This window comes from Lacinutrix chionoecetis (assembly GCF_053604665.1).
This window is the reverse complement of sequence record NZ_JBSHNQ010000086.1, coordinates 60236-82212: the sequence shown is the minus strand read 5'-3', so window position 1 is coordinate 82212 and position 21977 is coordinate 60236. Positions and strand designations below refer to the sequence as shown.

Below are 21977 nucleotides of genomic sequence, written 5' to 3'. Positions count from 1 at the left end.
AATTCTATTTCTTTTTTAAATTGAGTCTTGCCTGCTTTTCAAATTTAGTTTTGAAAACTTCAGTAAAATACAATGTTTCTCTTTCTAAAAAATGGTTTAGTACTTTCTTGCGACCTGGTTTATATACAAAATCAGGATAAATTTTATATTCTTTTCTAATATTTTCGATGTATTTGGAATAGGTTTTCCAATCGCTTCCAAGAATTGATAAATCTAAATCCAATAGATAAGAATTGTCTAAATTATTGGTTAAAATTAACTCATGCTTTTTTGTTGAAACAATTAATTTTGAAACAATTTTTATTCTTTCTGTATCAAAACAGATAGAATTAAGTGCTTTTTCAGCAAAAACGGCACTTTTTTCTTCATTATTTTTTTTTGAAGATTTGTAAATAATATCATGATACCAGATAGCAAATTTAAAAGCCTCTAACTCATGAATCTCATGTTTTAATGCTTCAGCTTGAAACAACAGGTTATAAATATGATTTAAATTATGATAATGCCTGTTGTTTTGGTTGTATTTTCTTTCAATTTGAGTCCAGAGTTCTTCTGTTAAAGAAGTGTCACAATAATTCGAACTCAAAAGATGCCATTCTTTTTTCAGCCAATTTTTCATGATTCCTTCTTAACAATAGTACTACTTGCCTGAGCCGTACAAAACATTAAAACATCTGCAATGTTTACGTGTTTTGGTCTTGAAATAGCAAAGTAAATAACATCAGCCACGTCTTCTGGTTGCAGTGCTTTGTAGCCTTTATAGACATTATCGGCTAAAGTTTCGCCTTTAAAACGTACTTGCGAAAACTCGGTTTCCACCAAACCAGGATTTATAGCGCATACTTTTATACCAAACGGATTTAAATCCACTCGCATCCCTTCTGTTATGGCAATAACAGCATGTTTGCTGGCGCAGTACACATTCCCTTTTGGGTACACTTCTTTTCCTGCAGAGGACCCAATGTTAATAATTTGCCCAGATTCTCGGTCGGTCATTTGTGGTATCACAGCTTTGCTTACATACAACAAGCCTTTTACGTTAATATCCATCATGGCATCCCAATCGTCTAATTTTCCTTCATGGATTGGGTCTAAACCATGAGCATTTCCTGCATTATTTATTAATATATCTATTTGTTTAAATTTAGTAGGTAGCGATTCTATTGCCTTAAAAACAGCATTTTTATCTCTAACATCAAAGTTTAATATATGCACTTCGGTGTGTTTGCTTAATGCTTTTTGTATGGTTTCTAAACGCTCTTGTCGTCTACCACACAAAATTAATTTAATGCCATGTTTTGCAAATTCGTGAGCTGTTGCTCGACCTATTCCGCTTGTGGCTCCTGTAATTAAGGCTACTTTGTTCATGTTATTCATTCCTGCGGAGACAGCAATCTTTTAAATAGTTAATAATTAATTATAATTGTTTTTTCATAGCATGAGATTCCTGCTTTCGCAGGAATTTATTAAGGCACTTTATGACCTTGAGCAGCGACCAAAATTAAGAACCAATCTTCTATATCCAGCTCAATAGCTTCTGCTCTTGCAGCGCGTGTTATCCTTTCTAAATTTGTAGTCCCAATGACAGGATGAATATTAGCTGGATGCTTTAATATCCATGATAATAACAACTGATCTTCGGATGCATTATATTTTTCTGTTAACGCACCCAACTGCTTACGAATGCGTTGTGTTTGTTCGTTGTTTTCTTTAAAGACCAATCCTAATGGCGACCAGCACATTGGAATGATTTTATTTACTTTCATGTAGTCTAAAGTGCCATTGTGCATGGCAGTATGCTGTGTAAGGGAAAACTCTATTTGGTTTACTGCAAGCTCTGCTTCCATCTTAATTAAATCCATTTGCGATGGTGTAAAGTTCGACACACCAAACTGTTTTACTTTTCCACTTTTTCTAAGTGCATCAAAAGCTTCAGCAATTTCTTCAGGTTGCATTAATGGACTTGGTCTATGCAACAGGAACAGGTTTAAATAGTCTGTTTTTAAATTTTTCAAGGATTTTTCCGCAGAAGCGATAATATATTCTCTACTGTAGTTGTAATGTTTTACCTTATTTTCTGGTCTTGCATTACCAAGGTATTGAATTCCACACTTAGAAATTAACTGAATCTTTTCTCTGTCAATTCCACTTTTAGAGAACGCCTTTCCAAAGTCTGCTTCTGTAGAATAATCACCATAAATATCTGCATGATCGAAAGAAGTAATACCATGGTCTACACAATGAATTATGCGTTTAGTCATTTCTGCAATAGTGAGTTTGTTTCCCCAAGCTCCCCAAGTCATTGTACCTGCAATAATAGTTGAATATTTCACTTAATAAAATGTTAAATTAGGATTATTAAAAATAGTAAAAACACCATAGAATAAGAGTAAAATAGACTTTAATCGTTAAACTTATTATAAAAGAATAGTTTTACGAGTCTATTCTTGGCTTTCCAACGTACCTTAAGTGTATATACTAATAGCCAATAAAATTTAATTATGAAAAATATGAAAAAACTTAATGTACTTAACTGCGGTCTTTTAGCACTTTTACTAATTTTTGCCGTTGGGTGTAATAACTCTGATGATAGTAATCAAGCAACCCAAGGAACTTCAAAAATATCGGTTAAGCTAATGGATATGCCTGGGGATTTTGATAATGTGTTTGTAGATGTGCAAGATGTTATGATAAAGTTGGATGATGATAGTGAAGGCGATTCTGGTTGGGTAAGCGTAAATGCTATTAATACTGGAGTTTATGATTTGTTGGAGCTAACAGGAGGTATTAATGTGTTGCTTTTAGAAGATTATGAATTACCAGCAGGGTTTTTAAATCAAATTCGCTTAATACTAGGAGAAGATAATAGTGTTGTTATAGATGGCGATGTGTTTCCGCTTAACACACCAAGCGCACAGCAATCTGGTTTAAAAATTAAAGTAAATGAAGATTTACAACCCAATATAAATTACACTTTTTTACTGGATTTTAATGTAGACGAATCTATTGTTATTGCTGGAAATTCTGGAAATATTAATTTAAAACCTGTTATAAGAGCAAGTGTTGAAGCAGAAACAGGTTATATTACAGGAACTGTTTCTCCAATAGGTGTGCAGGTACTAGTACAAGCTACAAATGGGATAGATACTATTTCTGCTTATGCAGACGAAAATGGAGAGTTTTATTTAGCGGGCTTAGCTCCAGGTAGTTATACTGTTACAGCAACTCCGGAAATAGCCTCAGGTTTTGAGGTCCAAGTTTACGAAAGCGTAATTGTTTCTGTAGGTGAGGCTACTAACATTGGTACAATTGTATTTGAATAATTACAACTAAAATTATATAAAGCCAGTATTGACAAACAATACTGGCTTTTTTATTTTTAACCAATTGTTAACAAGATATATGCAAAAAAAGTGACAATTTGCACACCTTAATCTCCCGAAAATATATTCGACATTAAAAATTTATAAAAAGATGGAAGAAACAGGTACAGTTGATATTAAATCAATTAATGAAAAAATTGAAAAGGAAAGTGCTTTTGTCGATTTGCTAACATACGAAATGAACAAAGTTATTGTTGGCCAAAAACACATGGTCGAGCGGTTACTAATTGGGCTTTTAGGTCAAGGACATATTTTACTCGAAGGTGTTCCGGGTTTAGCAAAAACATTAGCTATTAACACGTTATCTAAAGCGGTTGATGGTAGTTTTAGCCGTATTCAATTTACTCCAGACTTATTACCTGCAGATGTGGTTGGTACCTTAATTTTTAATATGAAAGAAAATGATTTTTCTATTAAAAAAGGACCCATTTTTGCCAATTTTGTTCTTGCAGATGAGATTAACAGAGCACCAGCAAAAGTACAGTCTGCCTTACTGGAAGCAATGCAGGAAAAACAAGTAACTATTGGAGACGAAACCTTTATTTTAGATAAACCATTTTTAGTAATGGCAACTCAAAACCCAGTAGAACAAGAAGGAACATACCCTCTACCAGAAGCTCAAGTGGATAGATTTATGCTTAAAACCGTAATAGACTACCCGAAACAGGATGAAGAGCAATTAATTATGCGAGCAAACTTAAAAGGCTCTTGGGAAAAGGTAAACCCTGTGGTTTCGGTTGCGCAAATTTTAAGAGCACAGGAAGTTGTGCGTGAGGTATATATGGACGAGAAAATAGAAAAATATATTCTCGATATTATCTTTGCAACACGATACCCAGAAAAATATAAATTAGAGGACTTAAAACCGTTAATCTCTTTTGGAGCATCACCTCGAGGAAGCATTAACTTAGCAACCGCTGCAAAATGTTTCGCTTTTATAAGACGTAGGGGTTACGTAATACCAGAAGATGTTCGCGCTGTTGTACACGATGTGTTACGCCACAGAATTGGAATCACTTACGAAGCTGAAGCCGAAAACATTACCAGCGAAGACATTATTAATAAAATTGTAAATGTTGTAGAAGTACCATAAACAGTTAACGTTTATCAGTTGCCAATGAACAATGGTTTATTAGGTTTCTGAAAATTGTTTAATGTTAATTGTTCCCTAAAGAAATGGATACTAAAGAATTATTAAAAAAAGTACGTAAAATAGAGATTAAGACAAGACGACTGTCTGATCATATATTTGGAGGCGAATACCATTCGACTTTCAAAGGACGTGGTATGACTTTTTCTGAAGTACGACAGTATCAATTTGGAGATGATGTAAGAAATATAGACTGGAATGTTACCGCCCGAACCAACCAACCGCACATTAAAGTTTTTGAAGAAGAACGCGAACTTATCATGATGTTGATGGTGGATATTTCGGGTTCAGAGTTATTTGGTACAGATTTACAGTTTAAAAATGAAATAATAACCGAAATTTCGGCAACACTCGCATTTTCGGCTACTCAAAATAACGATAAGATTGGACTTATTTTATTTTCAGATGATATAGAATTATACATCCCGCCAAAAAAAGGACGTTCTCACGTTCTACGAATTATTAGAGAGCTTATAGAATTTAAGCCCAAGAGCAAAGGCACAAACATTGCCGAAGCTTTAAAGTTTATGCGTAACGTTATGAAGAAAAAAGCTATTGTTTTTGTGCTTAGCGATTTTATAGCAGACGATTATAAGCAAACATTAAAAATAGCAGCAGGAAAACATGATATTACTGGCATTCGCGTTTACGATAGAAACGAAGAAAGCATCCCAAATTTAGGCATGGTGCAAATGCAAGATGAAGAGACTGGAGAATTAATGTTGGTAAATACGTCCTCTAAAAAAGTGAGACAAAACTACAGTAAATTCTATCATGAAAAAGTTGCCTACTATAAAGATAGTTTTGCCAAATCTGGAGCAGGAACTATAGATTGCCGCGTAGACCAAAGCTATGTAAAAAAATTATTAGGCTATTTTAAAACAAGAGGATAAAACAATTTATGAATTACTATCTAAGAATTTTGACTATTGAAGTAAAGCAGAACAAAATTAGTGTTCTGTGTTTTTTCTTTGCTCTTTTTTCTCTGTTTTCATTCAGTCAGGTTAAAGCATCAATAGATTCTACTTCAATAAAAACAGGAGCGCAAGTAACTTACAAAATTGAGGTGACTACAGACACTACCTCTTTAGTTATTTTTCCAGAAGGACAAACCTTTTCGCCTTTAGAAATGATTGATTCTTACACCATAGACACTACCCAAAAAGACGATAAATATAATCTTATAAAAAAATACGGACTAACACAGTTCGATTCTGGAGCGTATACCATCCCGAAGCAAAAAATATTAATTGGTGCCAAAGAATTTTATACAAACCCTCTAAAAATGGAGGTGAGAGAAGTTGTGGTAGACACCACAAAACAAGGTTTGTATGATATTAAACCTATTATTAAAGTTAAAGAAAGTGTAGGTAACTGGTGGAAATATTTACTGCTCACTATCTTAGTAATTGCACTGGTTGGTTTCTTGTTATGGTGGTTTATCTGGCGTGTAAAACCGCTAACAAAAGAAGAAGAAATTGCACTATTACCACCATACGATCGTGCAAAATTAGCCTTAAAGCAATTAGACGATAGTGGTTACCTTCAAAATAAAAATTTAAAAGATTATTATTCAGATTTAACGTTTATTATTAGAAAATATTTAGACGAAAAAGTTTACGATCGTGCCTTAGAAAGCACGACAGATGAGCTGGTCTCAAGACTAAATCTATTAAAAGATGGCAATCAAATTGAGTTAAGTAAGGAAGATATTCGCAATATCGAAACCATATTAAAGCGTGCAGATTTAGTAAAATTTGCTAAAGACACTCCAGATATTGCTTTAGCTGAAATTGATAGAAATACTATTGATTTGGAAATAGACCACGTAAAAGAGGCATTACCAGAGCCAACCGAAGAAGAAAAGCTATTAGACAAGCAATACAAAGAAGAACAAGAAAAAAAGAAGAAAACAAAAAAAATAGTGTTAACCGTAAGTATAATAGCCTTTTTATTAGTTGGAACGCTGGCAGGTTTTGGCTATAAATATGGGTTTGGCTATGTTAAAGACACTATTTTAGGACACGAAAGCAAAGAACTGCTTGAAGGAGAATGGGTAACAAGTGCTTACGGTGTACCACCAATAATACTATCCACTCCAAAAGTTTTAAAACGTATTGAAATTCCTATTGCAGCGAATGAGGAAAACCAACCAAAATCTACCAGTTTTGCATACGGCACAATGTTAGATATTTTTAGTATTACTGTTAATACGTTACAATTTCCTAAGCAATTACGCGAAGCACAAACTCAGGAACAGGCCAGCGCACCACCAATTGATTTAGCAGTTGCCTCAGAAAGAGCGATTCAAGGTATGGAAGCCAAAGGCGCCATGGATATTGTGGTGTTAAGAGATAAATTCACAACCCTAAATGGTGCAGAAGGCTTGAAATCTTATGGAACAATGAATATTCCCTCTATTGCAAGCGATAAACTTAGCCCTGCTAATTTTACATTGGTACAATTTACCGCAGAGCAGGTGCTGCAACAAGTAATAATTATTTCAAAACAAGAGGATGTCTATGCAGATGAGATGGTTGAGCGCATATTAAATTCAATAGAACTAAATCCAAAAACCAAATAATGTTTGAAGGCATAGAATTTTTAAACAAAGGATTTTTCTGGTTGCTACTATTGCTTCCATTGGCCATGCTATGGTACTACTTTAAAAACAAACAGCAAACAGCCGAACTTAAAATATCGAGCCTAAAGGGCTTTAAGGTTACCAATTCCTGGTTGCCTATATTAAAACATGTACTATTTGGGCTTAGATTAATTGCATTAACTTTATTAATCATTGCATTGGCAAGACCAAGAACGGTTGATGTTTCTACAAAAACAAAAACGACACGAGGTATAGATATTGTTATGGCAATAGATGTTTCTGCCAGTATGTTGGCAAAAGATTTAAAGCCAAACAGATTACAAGCCTTAAAAAAAGTAGCTGCTGAGTTTATAAAAGGAAGACCTAACGACCGTATTGGTTTGGTTGAGTATGCCGGAGAGAGTTATACAAAAACGCCCATTACTAGCGATAAAAGCATTGTACTTCGCTCACTCGAAGAAATAAAGTACAACACTATTATTGAAGGTGGAACAGCCATAGGAATGGGCTTGGCAACCTCTGTAAATCGATTAAAAGATAGTAAAGCAAAGAGTAAGGTAATAATTCTGCTTACAGATGGTGTTAACAATTCCGGCTCTATAAACCCTAAAATTGCCAGTGAACTTGCTGTTGAGTTTGGTATAAAAACGTATACTATTGGCTTAGGTACTAATGGTATGGCCATGTCGCCAATTTCTATTAAACAAAACGGACAATTTCAATATGGAAGAGTACAGGTGGAAATTGATGAAGCGTTATTGAAAGAAATTGCACAGGTAACTGGTGGAAAATATTTTAGAGCAACCAACAATGAAAAGTTAGCCGAAATATATGATGAAATAAACAAACTTGAAAAAACAGACATTGAAGAATTTAAATTTTACAATTACGAAGAAAAATTTCGTTGGTTTGTTTGGATTGCTGGGATTTTATTGTTGTTTGAGTTTTTATTAAGAATAACAATTTTTAGAAGTTTTGTTTAATTGAAAAAAGGAATCATCATACAAGGCAGTGCAAGAAGTAATGGAGACACCAGTAAAATTGTGGCTTATTTAAAAAAAGAAACTGGTTTTGATGTTGTAGATTTAAACACTAAAAACATTGGTCATTTCGATTACGAATTTAAAAATGGATTTGACGATTTTAACGTACTTTTTAAAAGTATAGTAACCAATTACAACGAAATTATTTTTGTAACACCTATATACTGGTACAGTATGAGTGGTTTAATGAAAGTTTTTTTCGATCGTATTTCAGATTTCTTAAAAACTGAAAAAGATTACGGGAGGCAATTAAGAGGCATGGAAATGGCAAGTATTAGCGTAAGTAATGATAACAGGTTTTACGACGGTTTTGAGATGCCTTTTAAAAACTCTGCTGTGTATTTAGGGATGACATATAATGGACATTTACATACTTGGGTTGAGGATGAAGAGGTTTCAGCAAGTATAAAAAAAAGTATAAAGGAATTTGTTTCAAAAAAATAAATAAAACAACAAGACATTAAATGCAGTTAGAAGAAAAAATATGGTTTTGGGCATTATTAATCATTCCTGTGGTTTTAGTGCTGTTTTTGGCGCTTCAGTTTTGGAAACGTCGTACGCAAAACAAATTTGCTAATCGCGCTATTTTAAAACGTTTAAGCCCTAACAAATCGCTGTTTAAACCTGTTCTTAAAATTGTTGTGCTTTGTTTGGCGTTTGCCTCGTTAACCATGGCATTGGTGAATCCTAAAATTGGCTCAAAATTAGAAACTGTAAAGAGAGAAGGTGTAGATATTGTTTTTGCGGTTGATGTTTCTAAAAGTATGCTTGCCGAAGATATTGCACCAAACCGATTAGAAAAATCAAAACAATTAGTCACACAAATTATTAATAACCTGGCAAGCGATCGTGTTGGTATTATTGCTTATGCGGGTAAAGCGTTTCCACAATTACCAATTACAACAGACTATGGTTCTGCAAAAATGTTTTTGCAAAACATGAATACAGATATGCTATCGTCTCAAGGCACAGCAATAAACGAAGCTATAGAGTTAGCCAAAACTTATTATGATGACGACCAGCAAACAAATCGTGTGCTCATAATAATATCAGACGGTGAAGACCATGGCGAAGCCACAGTAAATGTAGCAGAAGAAGCCAGCAGAGAAGGTATTAAAATTTTTACCATTGGTGTTGGCGATTTAAAAGGTGGCCCAATACCACTAAAACGAAATGGTATTATTTTAGGCTATAAAAAAGACAGACAAGGTGAAACTGTTATTACAAAGCTTGAAGAAAATACTTTAAAGGATATAGCTAACGAAGCCGATGGCGCTTACATTAATGGAAGCAATACTAACGAAGTTGTCACAGAAATTAGAGACATTTTAAATAAAATGGATAAAACCGAATTCGAGTCTAAAGAATTTGCAGCTTACGAGTCTCAATTTCAATGGTTTTTAGGTTTTGCCATTTTGTTGCTGCTAATAGACATCTTCCTTTTAGAACGTAAAACGGCCTGGCTAAAAAAGTTAAACTTATTTAACGAGAATTTATAAAATCCTTAACAGCAATCAAATCAAGGCTTTCATATATTTAGAGGTTGAAAAAAACTATGAGAAATATTATAACCTACATATTACTATTTGCGGTTGCAATCGCTTTTTCTCAGCAAGAAGAAAACGAAAAAACGCTACAGAAATTAAATCAGAAATCTAATAACTTAATTAGCGAAGCAAACGATTTGGCAAGTAACGACGATTTTGTTTCTGCAGAAATGGAGTACAGAAAAGCTATTTCTGTAAAACCTAATAGCGTTGCTGGTACTTATAATTTAGGGCATCAATATTACCAAAAAGGAAATTACGAAGAAGCACTGTTTAGAAACCAGCAAGCCATAAAATATGCTGAAGAAAAAAAAGAGAAACACAGAGCTTTCCACAATATTGGTAATATTTTAATGCAGGAAAAAAAGTGTAGTGAAGCTGTAGAGGCTTTTAAAAATGCATTAAGAAACGATCCAACAGACGAAGAAACACGTTATAATTTTGCTTTGGCAAAAGAATGTGCTAAAAATCAAGAACCACCTCAGGAAGAAGATAACAAAGACGATAAGGAAAAGGATAAAAAAGAGAACGAAGACCAAAAAGATAACCAACAGGAAGACCAAGGCGACAATAAAGAAGACAATAAAGACCAAGGTGACGACGATAAAAAAGAAGGTGAGGATAATGAAGATGAAGGTAAGCCTGATGAAGAAAAAGAAAAAGATGGAAAAGGAGACGACGAGAAAAAGGAACAACCTAAACCACAAAACCAACCAGGACAATTGTCTCCTCAGCAAATAAAGAATCTATTGGAAGCAATGGATAATCAAGAGCAAAAAGTACAAGAAAAAATGAATGCTGAAAAAGCAAAAGGCGCTAAAATACAAACGGAAAAAGATTGGTAAATCTATATTCTCCATTGCCATGCGATAAGGCATCCCTTAGAAAATGAAATTATTAAAACACATATCAATTTTATTAGTAATACTTTCTACAAGTGTTGCTACAGCGCAAGTTCAGTTTCAAACTAGAGTAAGTAAAAAAACTTTAGGAATAAACGAACGTTTGCGCGTGGATTTCTCCATGAATCGAGATGGTGATAATTTTATTCCACCAACTTTCGATGGCTTCGATGTGGTTGGAGGCCCAAACCAATCTGTTAGTAATTCGTGGATAAACGGTAAGCGATCTTTCGAGAAAATTTACAGCTATTTCTTAGCGCCTAATAGAAAAGGTAGTTTAATGATAGATGTTGCAACCATTGAAATTGAAGGTCAGACCTACAAAACAAATCCTATCGTTATTACGGTAACTAAGGCCATAGACAAACCTAAAGATCCCAATAGTGTTACCAGTATTGCAAGTGATAATATTCATTTAGTTGCCGAGGTTTCTAAAGTAAATCCTTATTTAAACGAGGCAATTACGGTAGTTTATAAACTTTATGTCGCACCAAGTACAGGTGTGAGTAACTGGAGAGAGACAGACAATCCAAAATACGACGATTTTTGGAGCCAAAACATCAACCCAAAAGGACTTAAAATTGAAAGAGGAAAATACAATGGTGAGGATTACCAATATGTTGTGCTACGAAGAACCGTTTTATATCCGCAAAAAACAGGAAAACTAACTATAGAACCTTTGCGCCTTGATGTCACTGCCGAAATACCTACTAAACGTCGCGACATTTTTGGCCAACGTTTAATGAGCAAAGTTAATGTCCCTGTTTCTGCCGGAAAGCGCACAATTAATGTAAAAGCGCTACCAGAAGAAGGCAAACCATTAGATTTTTCTGGAGCAGTTGGAGAATTTAATTTCAATCTTAATACTTCCAAGACAGAGCTTAATGCAAACGAATCTATGCAAGCTAAAATTACAGTTTCTGGAAAAGGTAATCTAAAATTGCTTACACTACCTAAATTAACGTTACCAAACTCATTGGAAGTTTACGAGCCAGAGCATAACGAAAACGTTCGTACTAATTTGGGTGGTATGCAAGGTGAGATTTCAGAAAGTTATACTATTGTACCACAATACAAAGGTAAATATCCTATACCTCCTATTTCGTTCTCTTATTTCGATTTAAAAACCGAAAGCTATAAACGCATAGCTTCTAACGAAACCATAATTAATGTCCTCGAAGGTCCTATTTATGGTGCTCAAGACAATAATCTGGTAACAGAAGGAACCGAAAAACAACGTGTAGTGTTAAACAACAATCAATTTGCATTCATTAAAACCGATGCAAATTTAGTGCCTAAAAACAAAGGGCATTTCTTTAAATCAACGGCATTTTGGGCAAGTTTATTAACACCTTTATTAGCGATACCACTTGCAATTGTTTTCCGAAGAAAAAGAGAACAGCGCGCAGGAGATATTGTTGGGAACCGATTACGTAAAGCCGATAAGCTGGCCAAAAAATATTTAGGAGAAGCTAAAAAGTCGCTTGGACAAAAAGAAGCGTTTTATGTTGCTTTAGAAAAAGCATTGCATAATTATTTAAAAGCTAAATTAAATATTGAAACCAGCGATTTGAGTAAAGATAAAATACGTGTGTTATTGTTAGAACAACAAGTTGAACACACTGTTATTTCAGACTTTGAGAGTCTTTTAGAAAATTGCGAATTGGCACGTTATACACCAATTACAACAGTAACAATGCAACAGGATTATGATAAGGCAGCAAGCACTATTAATTTAATAGATAAACAAATAAGGTAATAACATATATTTCTGCTCAAGCAGAAGTCTCCAGTAATGAAATATACATTCTACATCTTTTTATTTTTCTTTGGAAGCATTACTGCTCAAAACGAAAAGATTTTTGAGCAAGCCAATACATTATATAATGAAGGAAATTTTGCTGAAGCTTTAAATAGGTATGAGGTTATTTTAAATACCGATAAACACTCTGCAGAATTATACTTTAATGTTGCTAATGCACATTACAAACTTAATCATATAGCGCCTTCGGTATATTATTATGAAAAAGCGTTAGCATTAAAACCAAATGATAAAGACATAAAAAACAATTTAGCATTCGCAAATAATATGCGAATAGATGCAATTGACGATTTACCAGAAGTTGGTTTATCGAAATTTATAAAAAATATCACCAACCGTTTTTCTTTTGATGCATGGGCAAAAATTGCTGTTGCTTTAGTTATCATTTTTGTAGCTTTGTACCTCCTCTATTATTTCTCTTTTAGCACTGGTAAAAAACGATTCTATTTTGTAAGTAGTATCATGGCACTATTACTGGCTTTTGTGGCTATAAGTTTTACATTTTATAATTATAGTTTAGCAAAAAAAAATAATCCTGCTATAGTCTTCGCTCAGGAATCTAAAGTAAAAAGTGAACCCAATCTAAGAAGCGATGAAGCCTTTACGCTTCACGAAGGCACGAAAATTCAGGTATTAGATACTGTAAACAACTGGAAAAAAATTAAACTCAGCGATGGTAAAACCGGCTGGATTCAAAATGATGACATTAAATTGTTAAATGTTTTTTAGATATTCTTTAACATTAAATTACTTCATTAGTTTTATATTTGCCAAAAATTAAATGTCCCTAATTAAACCAAATGTCTAAAAAAATAGTATCTATTGCTTTTTCGGTATTTTTTTTACTGTTTATAGCTGCGCCAACTGTTGTTACAATAGTTGACGATACTATTGACACTTCTATTTTTTATAGTGTTACCGAAGAGGAAAATAAGAGCTTCGAATTAACTATAAACGAAACGAGCTACGAAAACGAAGCGTTTTTTGTTTCTATGCAAAAACAGCACTTAGAGTATTACTTTAAAAAATACCCTAAACCGCATTTAAATTTAATCTCTCCACCACCCGAACACAACATATTATAATTTCGATTTTGTGGCTTTATTAAGCCAAATTTCAATTTTTTTATCATTTCTAATAGCTAAAAAAAGCTGTTAGACAAATCATTATAATATGTTTAAAACATTAAAAAATGACATACCAGCGAGTATTGTCGTATTTTTTGTTGCATTACCTTTATGTTTAGGTATTGCATTGGCGAGTGGAGCGCCATTATTTTCTGGATTAATTGCCGGAATAGTAGGAGGAATAATTGTTGGAGCTTTAAGTGGCTCTAAAATAGGTGTTAGTGGTCCTGCCGCAGGATTAGCAGCTATAGTACTGGTAGCAATTGGTAGTTTAGGTGGATACCAAAACTTTTTAGTTGCCGTTGTTTTAGCTGGAATTATTCAAATTCTTTTTGGTGTCTTGAAATTAGGAATTATAGGATACTATTTCCCATCTTCTGTAATTAAAGGCATGCTTACTGGAATAGGAATTATTATTATTTTAAAACAAATTCCTCACTTCTTTGGTTACGATGCAGAGCCTCAAGGCTCAGATAGTTTCTTAGAAGCTTCTGGCGAAAATACATTTTCTGCGATATTAAACATTGCAGATAATATTACTGTAGGGTCTATGACAATAGGCTTTATAGGATTAGCAATTTTATTACTTTGGGATAAAGTGCTTTCTAAAAAAGGTAAAATATTTCAACTCATTCAAGGACCTTTAGTGGCAGTAGTTGTGGGTATTGTATTTTTTGCAGTAACTCAAGGAAACTCTTCTTTAGCGATTGAAAGTTCACATTTGGTAAGTGTGCCAATACCAGATAGTATCGATTCTTTTTTAGGGCAGTTTAGCTTTCCTAATTTTGGCGCGATAACTAATAAAGATATCTGGATTGTGGCATTTACCATAGCTTTAGTCGCCAGTTTAGAAACACTTTTATGTGTTGAAGCTACAGATAAGTTAGATCCTAACAAAAACGTGACACCTACCAATAGAGAGCTGTTTGCACAAGGTACAGGAAATATAATCTCTGGTTTAATAGGTGGGTTACCAATTACACAGGTAATTGTACGTAGTTCTGCCAATATTCAATCTGGTGGACGTAGCAAAATATCTGCAATAGTTCACGGATTTTTATTACTTATTTCAGTAATCATTATTCCACGTTTATTAAATATGATTCCGTTATCGGTTTTAGCAGCCATACTTTTAATTGTAGGTTATAAATTAGCGAAACCTGCGTTGTTTAAGACGATGTATAATTTAGGCTGGAAACAATTTATTCCATTTGTAGTAACTGTTTTAGGTATTGTATTTATAGATTTACTTTGGGGAATTGGTTTAGGTTTAGCAGTTGGAATTGTTGTGATTTTAATTAAGAGCTTTCAAAATTCTCACTTTTTACATATTGAAGATAAGAGTAATGGCAAGCATAAAATAAAAATGACTTTAGCCGAAGAGGTTACTTTCTTTAATAAGGGCGCCATTTTAAAAGAATTGGATAGCTTACCAAGAGAAACTTATTTAGAATTAGATGTTAGAAAAACAAGGTACTTAGATAATGATATTGTGGAAATATTAGAAGATTTTGCATTTAAAGCTAAGGAGCGCAATATAGATATTCAGATAATTTCAGAGAGAGGAATCGTTGAAAACCCTGATAGTTTTATAGCATTTTTTAAACTAAGACCAAAATCAGCTTAAATTATGAAAAACAATAAATATAAAATATTAGTGCTTTCAGATTTAAAAGAATCATCCAAATCGTTATTAACAAGTACAGTAAGTTTAGCAAAAATGGTAGGTGGAGACATTAGTTTATTCCATGTTACCAAACCTTCAGAAGTTGTAGAAAGAGATAATCAATTATCTGCTATGCGTTCAATAAGTAAAGAACAAATAACTCTAAACAGTAAAATTGAAAACCTATTAGAACCTATTAATAAAGATTTTGGGTTAGATATAAAGTTCAGTTCTACTTTCGGGAATTTAAAAAATGAAATAGAAACCTGTATAAAAACTCATAAACCAGATATTATTGTTTTAGGAAAAAGAAAAGCTAAAACATTTAATTTTATAGGCGACAATCTTATTGATACAGTCCTAAAAAACCATAAAGGAACAGTTTTAATAGCTTCTGGTGAGCGTCCTTTACAACCTAATCAAGACATATCGTTAGGTGTTTTTAACAAAAAAATAAATACAAATACACCTTTTAACAACGTGTTGATACAACGTTCACAGCAACCAATAAAATTGTTTACAATTAAAAATGAACCGCAAGACAATGAAGCTTCGGTTACTGGTAACAATACCGTAGAATATGTTTTTGATAACGGCACCGAAGCGTTTGATAATATTTCTAAATATGCCTCAAAAAGCAACATTAATTTAATGTTTATAGATAACGCAAACACTTTTGATGCTAATAGCGATATCAAAAATATTATTAATAAAGTTAATGTTTCGGTATTGTTGGCGGGAGAACGTGAGCAAGTACTTCAGGATTAAAAACAAAGTGAATAAAACTTATAGAATGATAAAATTGAAAAAGAGGAGCGCAATTGCAACACTAATTATTATGTTAGTGTTGCCTTTATGCGCAACTGCTCAAGACAGCAATCTTGGAAACTGGCTAATTTATATTGGTAATAAAAAATTAGATAATGGCTGGAATATTCATAATGAGGTGCAATATCGAAACTATGATGCCATTGGCGATTTAGAGCAATTATTACTTAGAACAGGATTAGGATACAATCTAACCGAAAATAACAATAATGTATTATTAGGTTACGGTTATATTTTATCTGAAAACTATGTAGGCAATACAGACGAAAAAGTATCTGTAAATGAACATCGTATCTTTCAGCAGTTTACCACCAAGCAAACGGTTGGTGTTGTAGGTTTAAGCCATCGATACCGTTTCGAGCAACGTTTTGTTGAGGACGATTTTAAAATGCGTTTTAGATATTTTCTGGGATTAAATATTCCTCTTCAATATAAGGAAGATGGCAAAAATCCATTATATCTTTCGGCATACAATGAGATTTTCTTAAATACAGAATCATCTGTTTTCGATAGAAATCGTTTGTACGGTGGATTAGGTTATACATTCTCTAAAGCATTAAGAATAGAACTGGGTTATATGAATCAATTTTTTGAAAACTCTGGAAGAGATCAGATTAATTTAATAGCTTTTGTTAATTTCTAATCTTAAATTAGTGTTAATAGTCGTTTTAAAAGGCGACATTACTTTCAGAATATAACAGAAAAAAGTAAATTAGAAGTTAAACCAAAAAACTAGAAATATGAAGAATTTGTTTTCAAACATAAAAGGTGACGCATTCGGTGGCATCACAGCAGGTATTGTTGCATTACCATTAGCATTAGCCTTTGGTGTGTCTTCTGGCTTAGGACCAGAAGCAGGCTTGTATGGAGCAATTTTTATAAGTTTCTTCGCCGCACTTTTTGGTGGAACAGATACTCAAATTTCTGGACCAACTGCACCAATGACAGCAGTAAGTATGATTGTTATAGCGGGAATAATTGCTGCTAACGATGGTGATGTAGACAAAGCCTTACCAGTTATATTAACTGTTTTTCTCTTAGCAGGTTTAATGCAAGTTGGATTAGGAGCGTTGGGACTTGGAAAGTATATTAGATATATTCCTTACCCTGTGGTTTCTGGTTTTATGACTGCTATTGGCGTTATAATTTTACTAACTCAAATTTTGCCTTCAATTGGTTATTATCCAAAAGAAGACATGGCATTTGTAGAACAATTTAAACCTCAAGCCGAAGAAGTTATTCTTGAAAATATTTTAAAAGAAGAAGCTGGCGAAGGCATTTTGGTTTTAGAAGATTTTAAAGAAACCATTTCCAGAGCGAGCGCAATTTCGCAGGCAGATATATTAAAAGAATCTCAAACTTTAGCAGCAAAGGAAACTTCTGGTGCTTTAGGTGCTTTAAAGGCCATTCCAAGAGCATTACAAAATATAAATTGGTTAGAACTTATATTAGCTTTAGGAACCATTATAATTATTTATGGTTTTAAACGTATAACAAAAGCCATTCCAAGTACGCTAGTGGCCTTATTAATAATGTCTGGTATTGCCGTTGGTTTTGGGTTAAATTACAGGCCAATTCAAGAAATCCCAAGTGGCTTACCTATTCCTAATTTAGAGATATTTTCAAGTTTTAGTTTAGGCTCTATTACACCCTATATTTTTACAGCATTAACACTGGCATTATTAGGAGCAATAGATTCGCTACTTACAAGTGTAGTTGCAGATAATATGACTAAAACCAAGCACAAACCTAATAAAGAACTGGTTGGACAAGGCATAGGAAATAGTATTGCAGCGGTATTTGGCGGAATTCCTGGTGCAGGAGCAACCATACGTACTGTAGTAAATATTACATCTGGTGGAAAAACAAAACTATCTGGTATGATTGCAGGTGTTTTGTTATTAGTTATTCTTTTAGGCTTAGGACCAATTGCTTCTAAAATTCCGGCAGCAGTATTAGCAGGAATATTAGTAACTGTTGGTATTGGTGTTATGGATTATAAAGGCTTAAAAGCAATACCAAGTTTACCAAAAGACATAAAACTTGGACCACTAAAATTGAGCTCAGAAGTATTGATTATGATTATAGTATTACTACTTTCTACATTTTGGAATTTAGTTTACGCTGTAGGTATTGGTTTAATCATTGCCTCATTAATGTTCATGAAAAAAATTGGAGATTTAACGGCAGAACGTTCAGATGTAAAATCTTTAAAAGAGGAAGCCTGGGATGATGAAGGCAACTTCCCGGAAGAATTAAAAGAAGAAGTGTTTATAAAACATTTAAAAGGCCCTCTTTTCTTTGGTTCTACTAGCGATTTTCAGGCCTTATCACTTCAAATCCCAATAACTGCCAAAACAGTTATTTTAAGATTAGGACGTATGCAATACATGGACCAATCTGGTCTGTACGCAATGGAAGACATGCTCCAAGAGTTAAAAAAGAATAACATTACTGTACTATTTGTAGGATTATTAAAACAACCGCGTTACATGATGGAACGTATTGATATTATTCCAGATTTTATTCCAAATGAGCATATTTTTAAAGATTTTAAATCTTGTCTTAAATGGGTAAAAAATAATGTAGAAGATAAATATTAAGTTTAATAAATTTTCGCTTTCGCGGAAATTAAAAAATAAATTAAAAAATGAAAAACACAGCAATAACAAAACAAGTTCAAGATTCATTAACGCCAGATAGCGTACTACAAGATTTATTAGCTGGAAACAGCCGTTTTGTAGACGGAACATTAGAAGGTGCAGACAATGCAGCACTGGTACAACAAACTACTGGCGGACAATTTCCAAAAGCCGTAGTATTATCTTGTATCGATTCTCGTGTACCAGTAGAAACTGTTTTAGATCAAGCTATTGGAGACGTTTTTGTGGCAAGAGTAGCAGGAAATTTTGAAAATGAAGATATCTTAGGAAGTTTAGAATACTCTTGTAAAGTTGCAGGAAGTAAATTAGTATTAGTAATGGGACACGAAGCCTGTGGTGCTGTAAAAGCAGCTTGCGACGGTGTAGAACTTGGTAACATTACGCATTTATTAAGTAATATTTTACCAGCAGTCCGTAAAAGTGCAGATGAGGTGGATGGAGAAGCAAATTCTTCAAATAAAGCATTCGTTGCTAAAACTGTAGAAAATAATGTAAACTTAACTATCGATCGTATTCGTGAGAAAAGTCCAATTTTAAAAGAAATGGAAGACGCTGGCGATATTAAAATTGTTGGTGCTGTTTACAGTTTACAAACAGGTAAAGTTAATATGCTTTAAGCCAGCATTTAAATATAATTTCACCCTGCAAAGTGTAAAACTTTGCAGGTTTTTTTATGCTTCATCATTATCGATTAATTCTTGCTCCTCTTCAACGTCTGCCTTAATAATGTTAGGAAAAACTATTGGTGCAATAGATTTTACGGGTTCATAAAGCAAAGAATCGTTAATATTTTCTTCCTCCAAAAACGTAATGGTATTGTTCATTTTATCGAAAACAATTAATAAAACGCTTAAAATTAATCCTATTTTCAAGGCGCCAAAAACACCACCTAAAAGCTTATTCAATATTCCTAAAGCCGCAAAATCTGCTAATTTAGTTAATGCTTTTCCTGCTAAAGAAATAACAATAATTATTATTACAAAAGTTATGGCAAAAGCGGTAATGTTAATGGTTTTTTCTGTCCAATCTGTACGTTCCATAAGAAACTCGGCAACAAAATAGCTAAAATGAATAGCGCCATAAACGCCAGCAACCAATGCTATTAATGAGGCTATTTCCACAAAGAGGCCCTTCATAAAACCTCGAACCAGTCCAAACAAAAGTAACGCTCCTAAAACAATATCAATAACACTCATAAAACACGATTTATATGTCAAATATAAATTAACTTTGTCTGCGAAACCAAATAATAGTACATTTTGAATAAATGAGTTTAATTTTTTTTGGTTGAACGGATGCCATTTTTAAATAGGTATCGCTTAAAAATTAGTGTAATTATTAAAAGATTCCCAATATTGTGGGAAATATTATGTCAAGAGATCAAGAATTAAAAGAGCGATGGGAAATCGTGGTTAGAAAACTATCTAACCAGTTTGCCGATGGCGACACCTTAGACTTAGATGCCATTATTTACCTTATTGGTATTCAGGAATTAGGACAACTGGACCGCAAATTTAAAAAAGACCATAAGTTAGATTTAATGCATATTGCTATCTGTAAACTACTATCGCCTTATGGTTATTACGAATTAGATTTTGTAGATGGCGAAGGGTGGCCACATTATACAGTAAAAGAGCAATTGCCAATTTTAAAAGCTGGTGAGCAAAGTGTTTTAATGAAAGAAGCCATTGTAAATTACTTTTTGGAAACTGAATATATAGAGTAGAAATTAGTAAATTTGCCATCATTTTGAACAAGTCATGATAGATAAGATAAAAGAACTCATCGCAGAAGCAGAAAATTTTAAGGCACAATCTAAAGAAGAGGTTGAGGCGTTTAGAATTAAATATTTAGGCAAAAAAGGCCTACTTAACGATTACTTTGCTGAGTTTAAAAATGTAGCGAATGATCAAAAAAAAGAATTTGGTCAAGTAATAAATCAGCTCAAAAACACAGCTCAGGAAAAGGTTAATGCATTAAAAGAGGAGCTAGATAATTCTAGTGAACAAGTAAGTGCTTTTAACGATTTATCCCGACCTGGAGAACCTATATCTATTGGTGCAAGACACCCTATTTCTATTGTAAAAAACGACATAATAGACATATTTTCGCGAATAGGTTTTAATGTTAGTGAAGGTCCAGAAATTGAAGACGACTGGCATAATTTCACTGCATTAAACTTACCAGAATATCATCCAGCAAGAGATATGCAGGATACCTTTTTTATACAAACAAATCCAGATATTTTACTGCGTACGCACACGAGTTCTGTACAAGTACGTTATATGGAAAACAATCAACCTCCTATACGTACTATTTCTCCTGGACGTGTTTATAGAAACGAAGCTATTTCGGCACGATCTCATTGTTTTTTCCATCAATTAGAAGGGTTATATATCGATAAAGATGTAAGTTTTGCAGATTTAAAACAAACCTTACAATACTTTACAACAGAGTTGTTTGGTAAAGCTAAAATAAGACTGCGTCCATCGTATTTTCCATTTACAGAGCCAAGTGCAGAGGTCGATGTGTATTGGGGATTAGAGACTGAAACCGATTATAAAATTACAAAGGGAACAGGCTGGTTAGAAATTGGAGGCTGTGGTATGGTAGACCCAAATGTTTTAACCAATTGCGGTATAGACGCTAACGAGTACTCAGGTTTTGCTTTTGGTGTTGGTATAGATAGAATAGCTATGCTATTACACCAGATTAGTGATATTAGATTGTTAAGTGAAAACGATGTTAGATTCTTAGAGCAATTTAAATCTGCATTGTAAACTTGAAAAAGGACATCCACATTCCAAAAGTTGAAGGCGTTTACATAGCTGTGGTAAATGAGTATAACGACGTCTATAAAACGCAAGATTGGAATGCTTATATAATTAACAACAAAGACGTTGATTTAGAAATGGTGTTAATTGTTACCAGTGGCTACTCTAAAGATAAAATGACATCCATTTTTAGAAAGAAATTAGATCTACTTCCTAAAAAAAGTTACGCAAAAATAGAACTAATGCAAGAAGATTTATTTGCGCTTAACAACCAGTTTAAGGTTACTTTTTTTGAAGGTAACCAAATGTTCGATAAAACCTATACATTTAGAAAAAACACCATTAACTTACAAGCTTTACAGCCTTTGCCTTTAATGGACGCAAAAGGCGTTATGGTTAAATAACATATTTCTGCGTAGACAGAACTCTCTTTACAAATAGTTTGTTCATTAGCTTAAAAAATAGCG

General features: G+C 33.4%; 23 protein-coding genes. 19 read left to right on the top strand and 4 right to left on the bottom strand.

Features of this window, described 5'->3' with window-relative positions; genetic code table 11:
- Positions 1-4: 4 nt before the first annotated feature.
- The 3 genes from ACVC43_RS12570 to ACVC43_RS12560 all read right to left on the bottom strand — a co-directional run bounded on the left by ACVC43_RS12570 (position 5) and on the right by ACVC43_RS12560 (position 2333).
- Positions 5-619, bottom strand: coding sequence for an HD domain-containing protein (locus ACVC43_RS12570; RefSeq protein ID WP_452224883.1), 615 nt, complete (start codon positions 617-619; stop codon positions 5-7).
- The gene (locus tag ACVC43_RS12565) at positions 616-1368 is read right to left on the bottom strand and encodes an SDR family NAD(P)-dependent oxidoreductase (RefSeq protein WP_452224882.1); all 753 of its coding nucleotides are present in this window, start codon (positions 1366-1368) and stop codon (positions 616-618) included. The genes ACVC43_RS12570 and ACVC43_RS12565 overlap by 4 nt, the downstream gene beginning before the upstream one ends.
- A gap of 98 nt (positions 1369-1466) precedes the next feature.
- Positions 1467-2333, bottom strand: a complete 867-nt coding sequence (locus tag ACVC43_RS12560; protein ID WP_452224881.1) for an aldo/keto reductase — start codon at positions 2331-2333, stop codon at positions 1467-1469.
- Between the two features lie 177 nt (positions 2334-2510).
- Here ACVC43_RS12560 and ACVC43_RS12555 point away from each other — a divergent pair, with 177 nt between their 5' ends.
- From ACVC43_RS12555 to ACVC43_RS12480, 16 genes are all read left to right on the top strand, one after another.
- Positions 2511-3323, top strand: a complete 813-nt coding sequence (locus ACVC43_RS12555; RefSeq protein ID WP_452224880.1) for a DUF4382 domain-containing protein — start codon at positions 2511-2513, stop codon at positions 3321-3323.
- 151 nt (positions 3324-3474) lie between these two features.
- Positions 3475-4476 (top strand): AAA family ATPase, encoded by a 1002-nt coding sequence (locus ACVC43_RS12550; protein ID WP_452224879.1) that lies wholly within the window; start codon positions 3475-3477, stop codon positions 4474-4476.
- Positions 4477-4559: 83 nt separating this feature from the next.
- Positions 4560-5426, top strand: coding sequence for a DUF58 domain-containing protein (locus ACVC43_RS12545; RefSeq protein ID WP_452224878.1), 867 nt, complete (start codon positions 4560-4562; stop codon positions 5424-5426).
- 8 nt (positions 5427-5434) lie between these two features.
- Positions 5435-7117, top strand: a complete 1683-nt coding sequence (locus ACVC43_RS12540) for a hypothetical protein (protein ID WP_452224877.1) — start codon at positions 5435-5437, stop codon at positions 7115-7117.
- Positions 7117-8121 carry a vWA domain-containing protein gene (locus tag ACVC43_RS12535; RefSeq protein ID WP_452224876.1) on the top strand — a complete coding sequence of 335 codons (1005 nt, stop codon included), beginning with the start codon at positions 7117-7119 and terminating at the stop codon, positions 8119-8121. The genes ACVC43_RS12540 and ACVC43_RS12535 overlap by 1 nt, the downstream gene beginning before the upstream one ends.
- Entirely contained in the window at positions 8122-8625 is a 504-nt protein-coding gene (locus ACVC43_RS12530) for a flavodoxin family protein (protein WP_452224875.1), read from the top strand. It abuts the gene before it with no gap.
- Between the two features lie 20 nt (positions 8626-8645).
- Positions 8646-9680, top strand: a complete 1035-nt coding sequence (locus tag ACVC43_RS12525; RefSeq protein WP_452224874.1) for a vWA domain-containing protein — start codon at positions 8646-8648, stop codon at positions 9678-9680.
- Between the two features lie 56 nt (positions 9681-9736).
- The gene (locus tag ACVC43_RS12520) at positions 9737-10573 is read left to right on the top strand and encodes a tetratricopeptide repeat protein (protein WP_452224873.1); all 837 of its coding nucleotides are present in this window, start codon (positions 9737-9739) and stop codon (positions 10571-10573) included.
- Positions 10574-10616: 43 nt separating this feature from the next.
- Positions 10617-12389 carry a BatD family protein gene (locus ACVC43_RS12515; protein WP_452224872.1) on the top strand — a complete coding sequence of 591 codons (1773 nt, stop codon included), beginning with the start codon at positions 10617-10619 and terminating at the stop codon, positions 12387-12389.
- Positions 12390-12425: 36 nt separating this feature from the next.
- Positions 12426-13181, top strand: a complete 756-nt coding sequence (locus ACVC43_RS12510; protein ID WP_452224871.1) for a tetratricopeptide repeat protein — start codon at positions 12426-12428, stop codon at positions 13179-13181.
- A gap of 71 nt (positions 13182-13252) precedes the next feature.
- Positions 13253-13537, top strand: coding sequence for a hypothetical protein (locus ACVC43_RS12505; RefSeq protein WP_452224870.1), 285 nt, complete (start codon positions 13253-13255; stop codon positions 13535-13537).
- Between the two features lie 88 nt (positions 13538-13625).
- Positions 13626-15206: a SulP family inorganic anion transporter gene (locus ACVC43_RS12500; protein ID WP_452224869.1), complete on the top strand. Its 1581-nt coding sequence runs from the start codon at positions 13626-13628 to the stop codon at positions 15204-15206.
- A 3-nt stretch (positions 15207-15209) separates the two neighbouring features.
- Positions 15210-16013 carry a universal stress protein gene (locus tag ACVC43_RS12495; RefSeq protein ID WP_452224868.1) on the top strand — a complete coding sequence of 268 codons (804 nt, stop codon included), beginning with the start codon at positions 15210-15212 and terminating at the stop codon, positions 16011-16013.
- A gap of 25 nt (positions 16014-16038) precedes the next feature.
- A complete protein-coding gene (locus ACVC43_RS12490; protein WP_452224867.1) occupies positions 16039-16716 on the top strand; it encodes a DUF2490 domain-containing protein in 678 nt (225 codons plus the stop codon).
- Between the two features lie 97 nt (positions 16717-16813).
- On the top strand, positions 16814-18676 hold the full coding sequence (locus ACVC43_RS12485) for a SulP family inorganic anion transporter (RefSeq protein WP_452224866.1): 1863 nt from the start codon (positions 16814-16816) through the stop codon (positions 18674-18676).
- Between the two features lie 47 nt (positions 18677-18723).
- Positions 18724-19353 (top strand): carbonic anhydrase family protein, encoded by a 630-nt coding sequence (locus ACVC43_RS12480; protein ID WP_452224865.1) that lies wholly within the window; start codon positions 18724-18726, stop codon positions 19351-19353.
- A gap of 54 nt (positions 19354-19407) precedes the next feature.
- Here ACVC43_RS12480 and ACVC43_RS12475 read toward each other — a convergent pair whose 3' ends face one another.
- Positions 19408-19932: a CvpA family protein gene (locus ACVC43_RS12475; protein ID WP_452224864.1), complete on the bottom strand. Its 525-nt coding sequence runs from the start codon at positions 19930-19932 to the stop codon at positions 19408-19410.
- A gap of 173 nt (positions 19933-20105) precedes the next feature.
- Between ACVC43_RS12475 and ACVC43_RS12470 the strand changes: the two genes are divergently transcribed.
- From ACVC43_RS12470 to ACVC43_RS12460, 3 genes are read left to right on the top strand one after another with little or no spacing between them, the layout of a single operon-like run.
- On the top strand, positions 20106-20462 hold the full coding sequence (locus tag ACVC43_RS12470; protein ID WP_452224863.1) for a hypothetical protein: 357 nt from the start codon (positions 20106-20108) through the stop codon (positions 20460-20462).
- 34 nt (positions 20463-20496) lie between these two features.
- Entirely contained in the window at positions 20497-21516 is a 1020-nt protein-coding gene (pheS, locus tag ACVC43_RS12465; RefSeq protein WP_452224862.1) for a phenylalanine--tRNA ligase subunit alpha, read from the top strand.
- A gap of 2 nt (positions 21517-21518) precedes the next feature.
- The gene (locus ACVC43_RS12460; RefSeq protein WP_452224861.1) at positions 21519-21914 is read left to right on the top strand and encodes a hypothetical protein; all 396 of its coding nucleotides are present in this window, start codon (positions 21519-21521) and stop codon (positions 21912-21914) included.
- Positions 21915-21977 lie beyond the last annotated feature (63 nt).

What these genes read in the sequence shown, in the direction of transcription:
- ACVC43_RS12570 (WP_452224883.1), bottom strand. Translation starts at nt 619, where the DNA reads ATGAAAAATTGGCTGAAAAAAGAATGGCATCTTTTGAGTTCGAATTAT.
- ACVC43_RS12565 (WP_452224882.1), bottom strand. Translation starts at nt 1,368, where the DNA reads ATGAACAAAGTAGCCTTAATTACAGGAGCCACAAGCGGAATAGGTCGA.
- ACVC43_RS12555 (WP_452224880.1), top strand. Translation starts at nt 2,511, where the DNA reads ATGAAAAAACTTAATGTACTTAACTGCGGTCTTTTAGCACTTTTACTA.
- ACVC43_RS12550 (WP_452224879.1), top strand. Translation starts at nt 3,475, where the DNA reads ATGGAAGAAACAGGTACAGTTGATATTAAATCAATTAATGAAAAAATT.
- ACVC43_RS12545 (WP_452224878.1), top strand. Translation starts at nt 4,560, where the DNA reads ATGGATACTAAAGAATTATTAAAAAAAGTACGTAAAATAGAGATTAAG.
- ACVC43_RS12540 (WP_452224877.1), top strand. Translation starts at nt 5,435, where the DNA reads ATGAATTACTATCTAAGAATTTTGACTATTGAAGTAAAGCAGAACAAA.
- ACVC43_RS12535 (WP_452224876.1), top strand. Translation starts at nt 7,117, where the DNA reads ATGTTTGAAGGCATAGAATTTTTAAACAAAGGATTTTTCTGGTTGCTA.
- ACVC43_RS12525 (WP_452224874.1), top strand. Translation starts at nt 8,646, where the DNA reads ATGCAGTTAGAAGAAAAAATATGGTTTTGGGCATTATTAATCATTCCT.
- ACVC43_RS12520 (WP_452224873.1), top strand. Translation starts at nt 9,737, where the DNA reads ATGAGAAATATTATAACCTACATATTACTATTTGCGGTTGCAATCGCT.
- ACVC43_RS12515 (WP_452224872.1), top strand. Translation starts at nt 10,617, where the DNA reads ATGAAATTATTAAAACACATATCAATTTTATTAGTAATACTTTCTACA.
- ACVC43_RS12510 (WP_452224871.1), top strand. Translation starts at nt 12,426, where the DNA reads ATGAAATATACATTCTACATCTTTTTATTTTTCTTTGGAAGCATTACT.
- ACVC43_RS12505 (WP_452224870.1), top strand. Translation starts at nt 13,253, where the DNA reads ATGTCTAAAAAAATAGTATCTATTGCTTTTTCGGTATTTTTTTTACTG.
- ACVC43_RS12500 (WP_452224869.1), top strand. Translation starts at nt 13,626, where the DNA reads ATGTTTAAAACATTAAAAAATGACATACCAGCGAGTATTGTCGTATTT.
- ACVC43_RS12495 (WP_452224868.1), top strand. Translation starts at nt 15,210, where the DNA reads ATGAAAAACAATAAATATAAAATATTAGTGCTTTCAGATTTAAAAGAA.
- ACVC43_RS12490 (WP_452224867.1), top strand. Translation starts at nt 16,039, where the DNA reads ATGATAAAATTGAAAAAGAGGAGCGCAATTGCAACACTAATTATTATG.
- ACVC43_RS12485 (WP_452224866.1), top strand. Translation starts at nt 16,814, where the DNA reads ATGAAGAATTTGTTTTCAAACATAAAAGGTGACGCATTCGGTGGCATC.
- ACVC43_RS12480 (WP_452224865.1), top strand. Translation starts at nt 18,724, where the DNA reads ATGAAAAACACAGCAATAACAAAACAAGTTCAAGATTCATTAACGCCA.
- ACVC43_RS12475 (WP_452224864.1), bottom strand. Translation starts at nt 19,932, where the DNA reads ATGAGTGTTATTGATATTGTTTTAGGAGCGTTACTTTTGTTTGGACTG.
- ACVC43_RS12470 (WP_452224863.1), top strand. Translation starts at nt 20,106, where the DNA reads ATGTCAAGAGATCAAGAATTAAAAGAGCGATGGGAAATCGTGGTTAGA.
- pheS (WP_452224862.1), top strand. Translation starts at nt 20,497, where the DNA reads ATGATAGATAAGATAAAAGAACTCATCGCAGAAGCAGAAAATTTTAAG.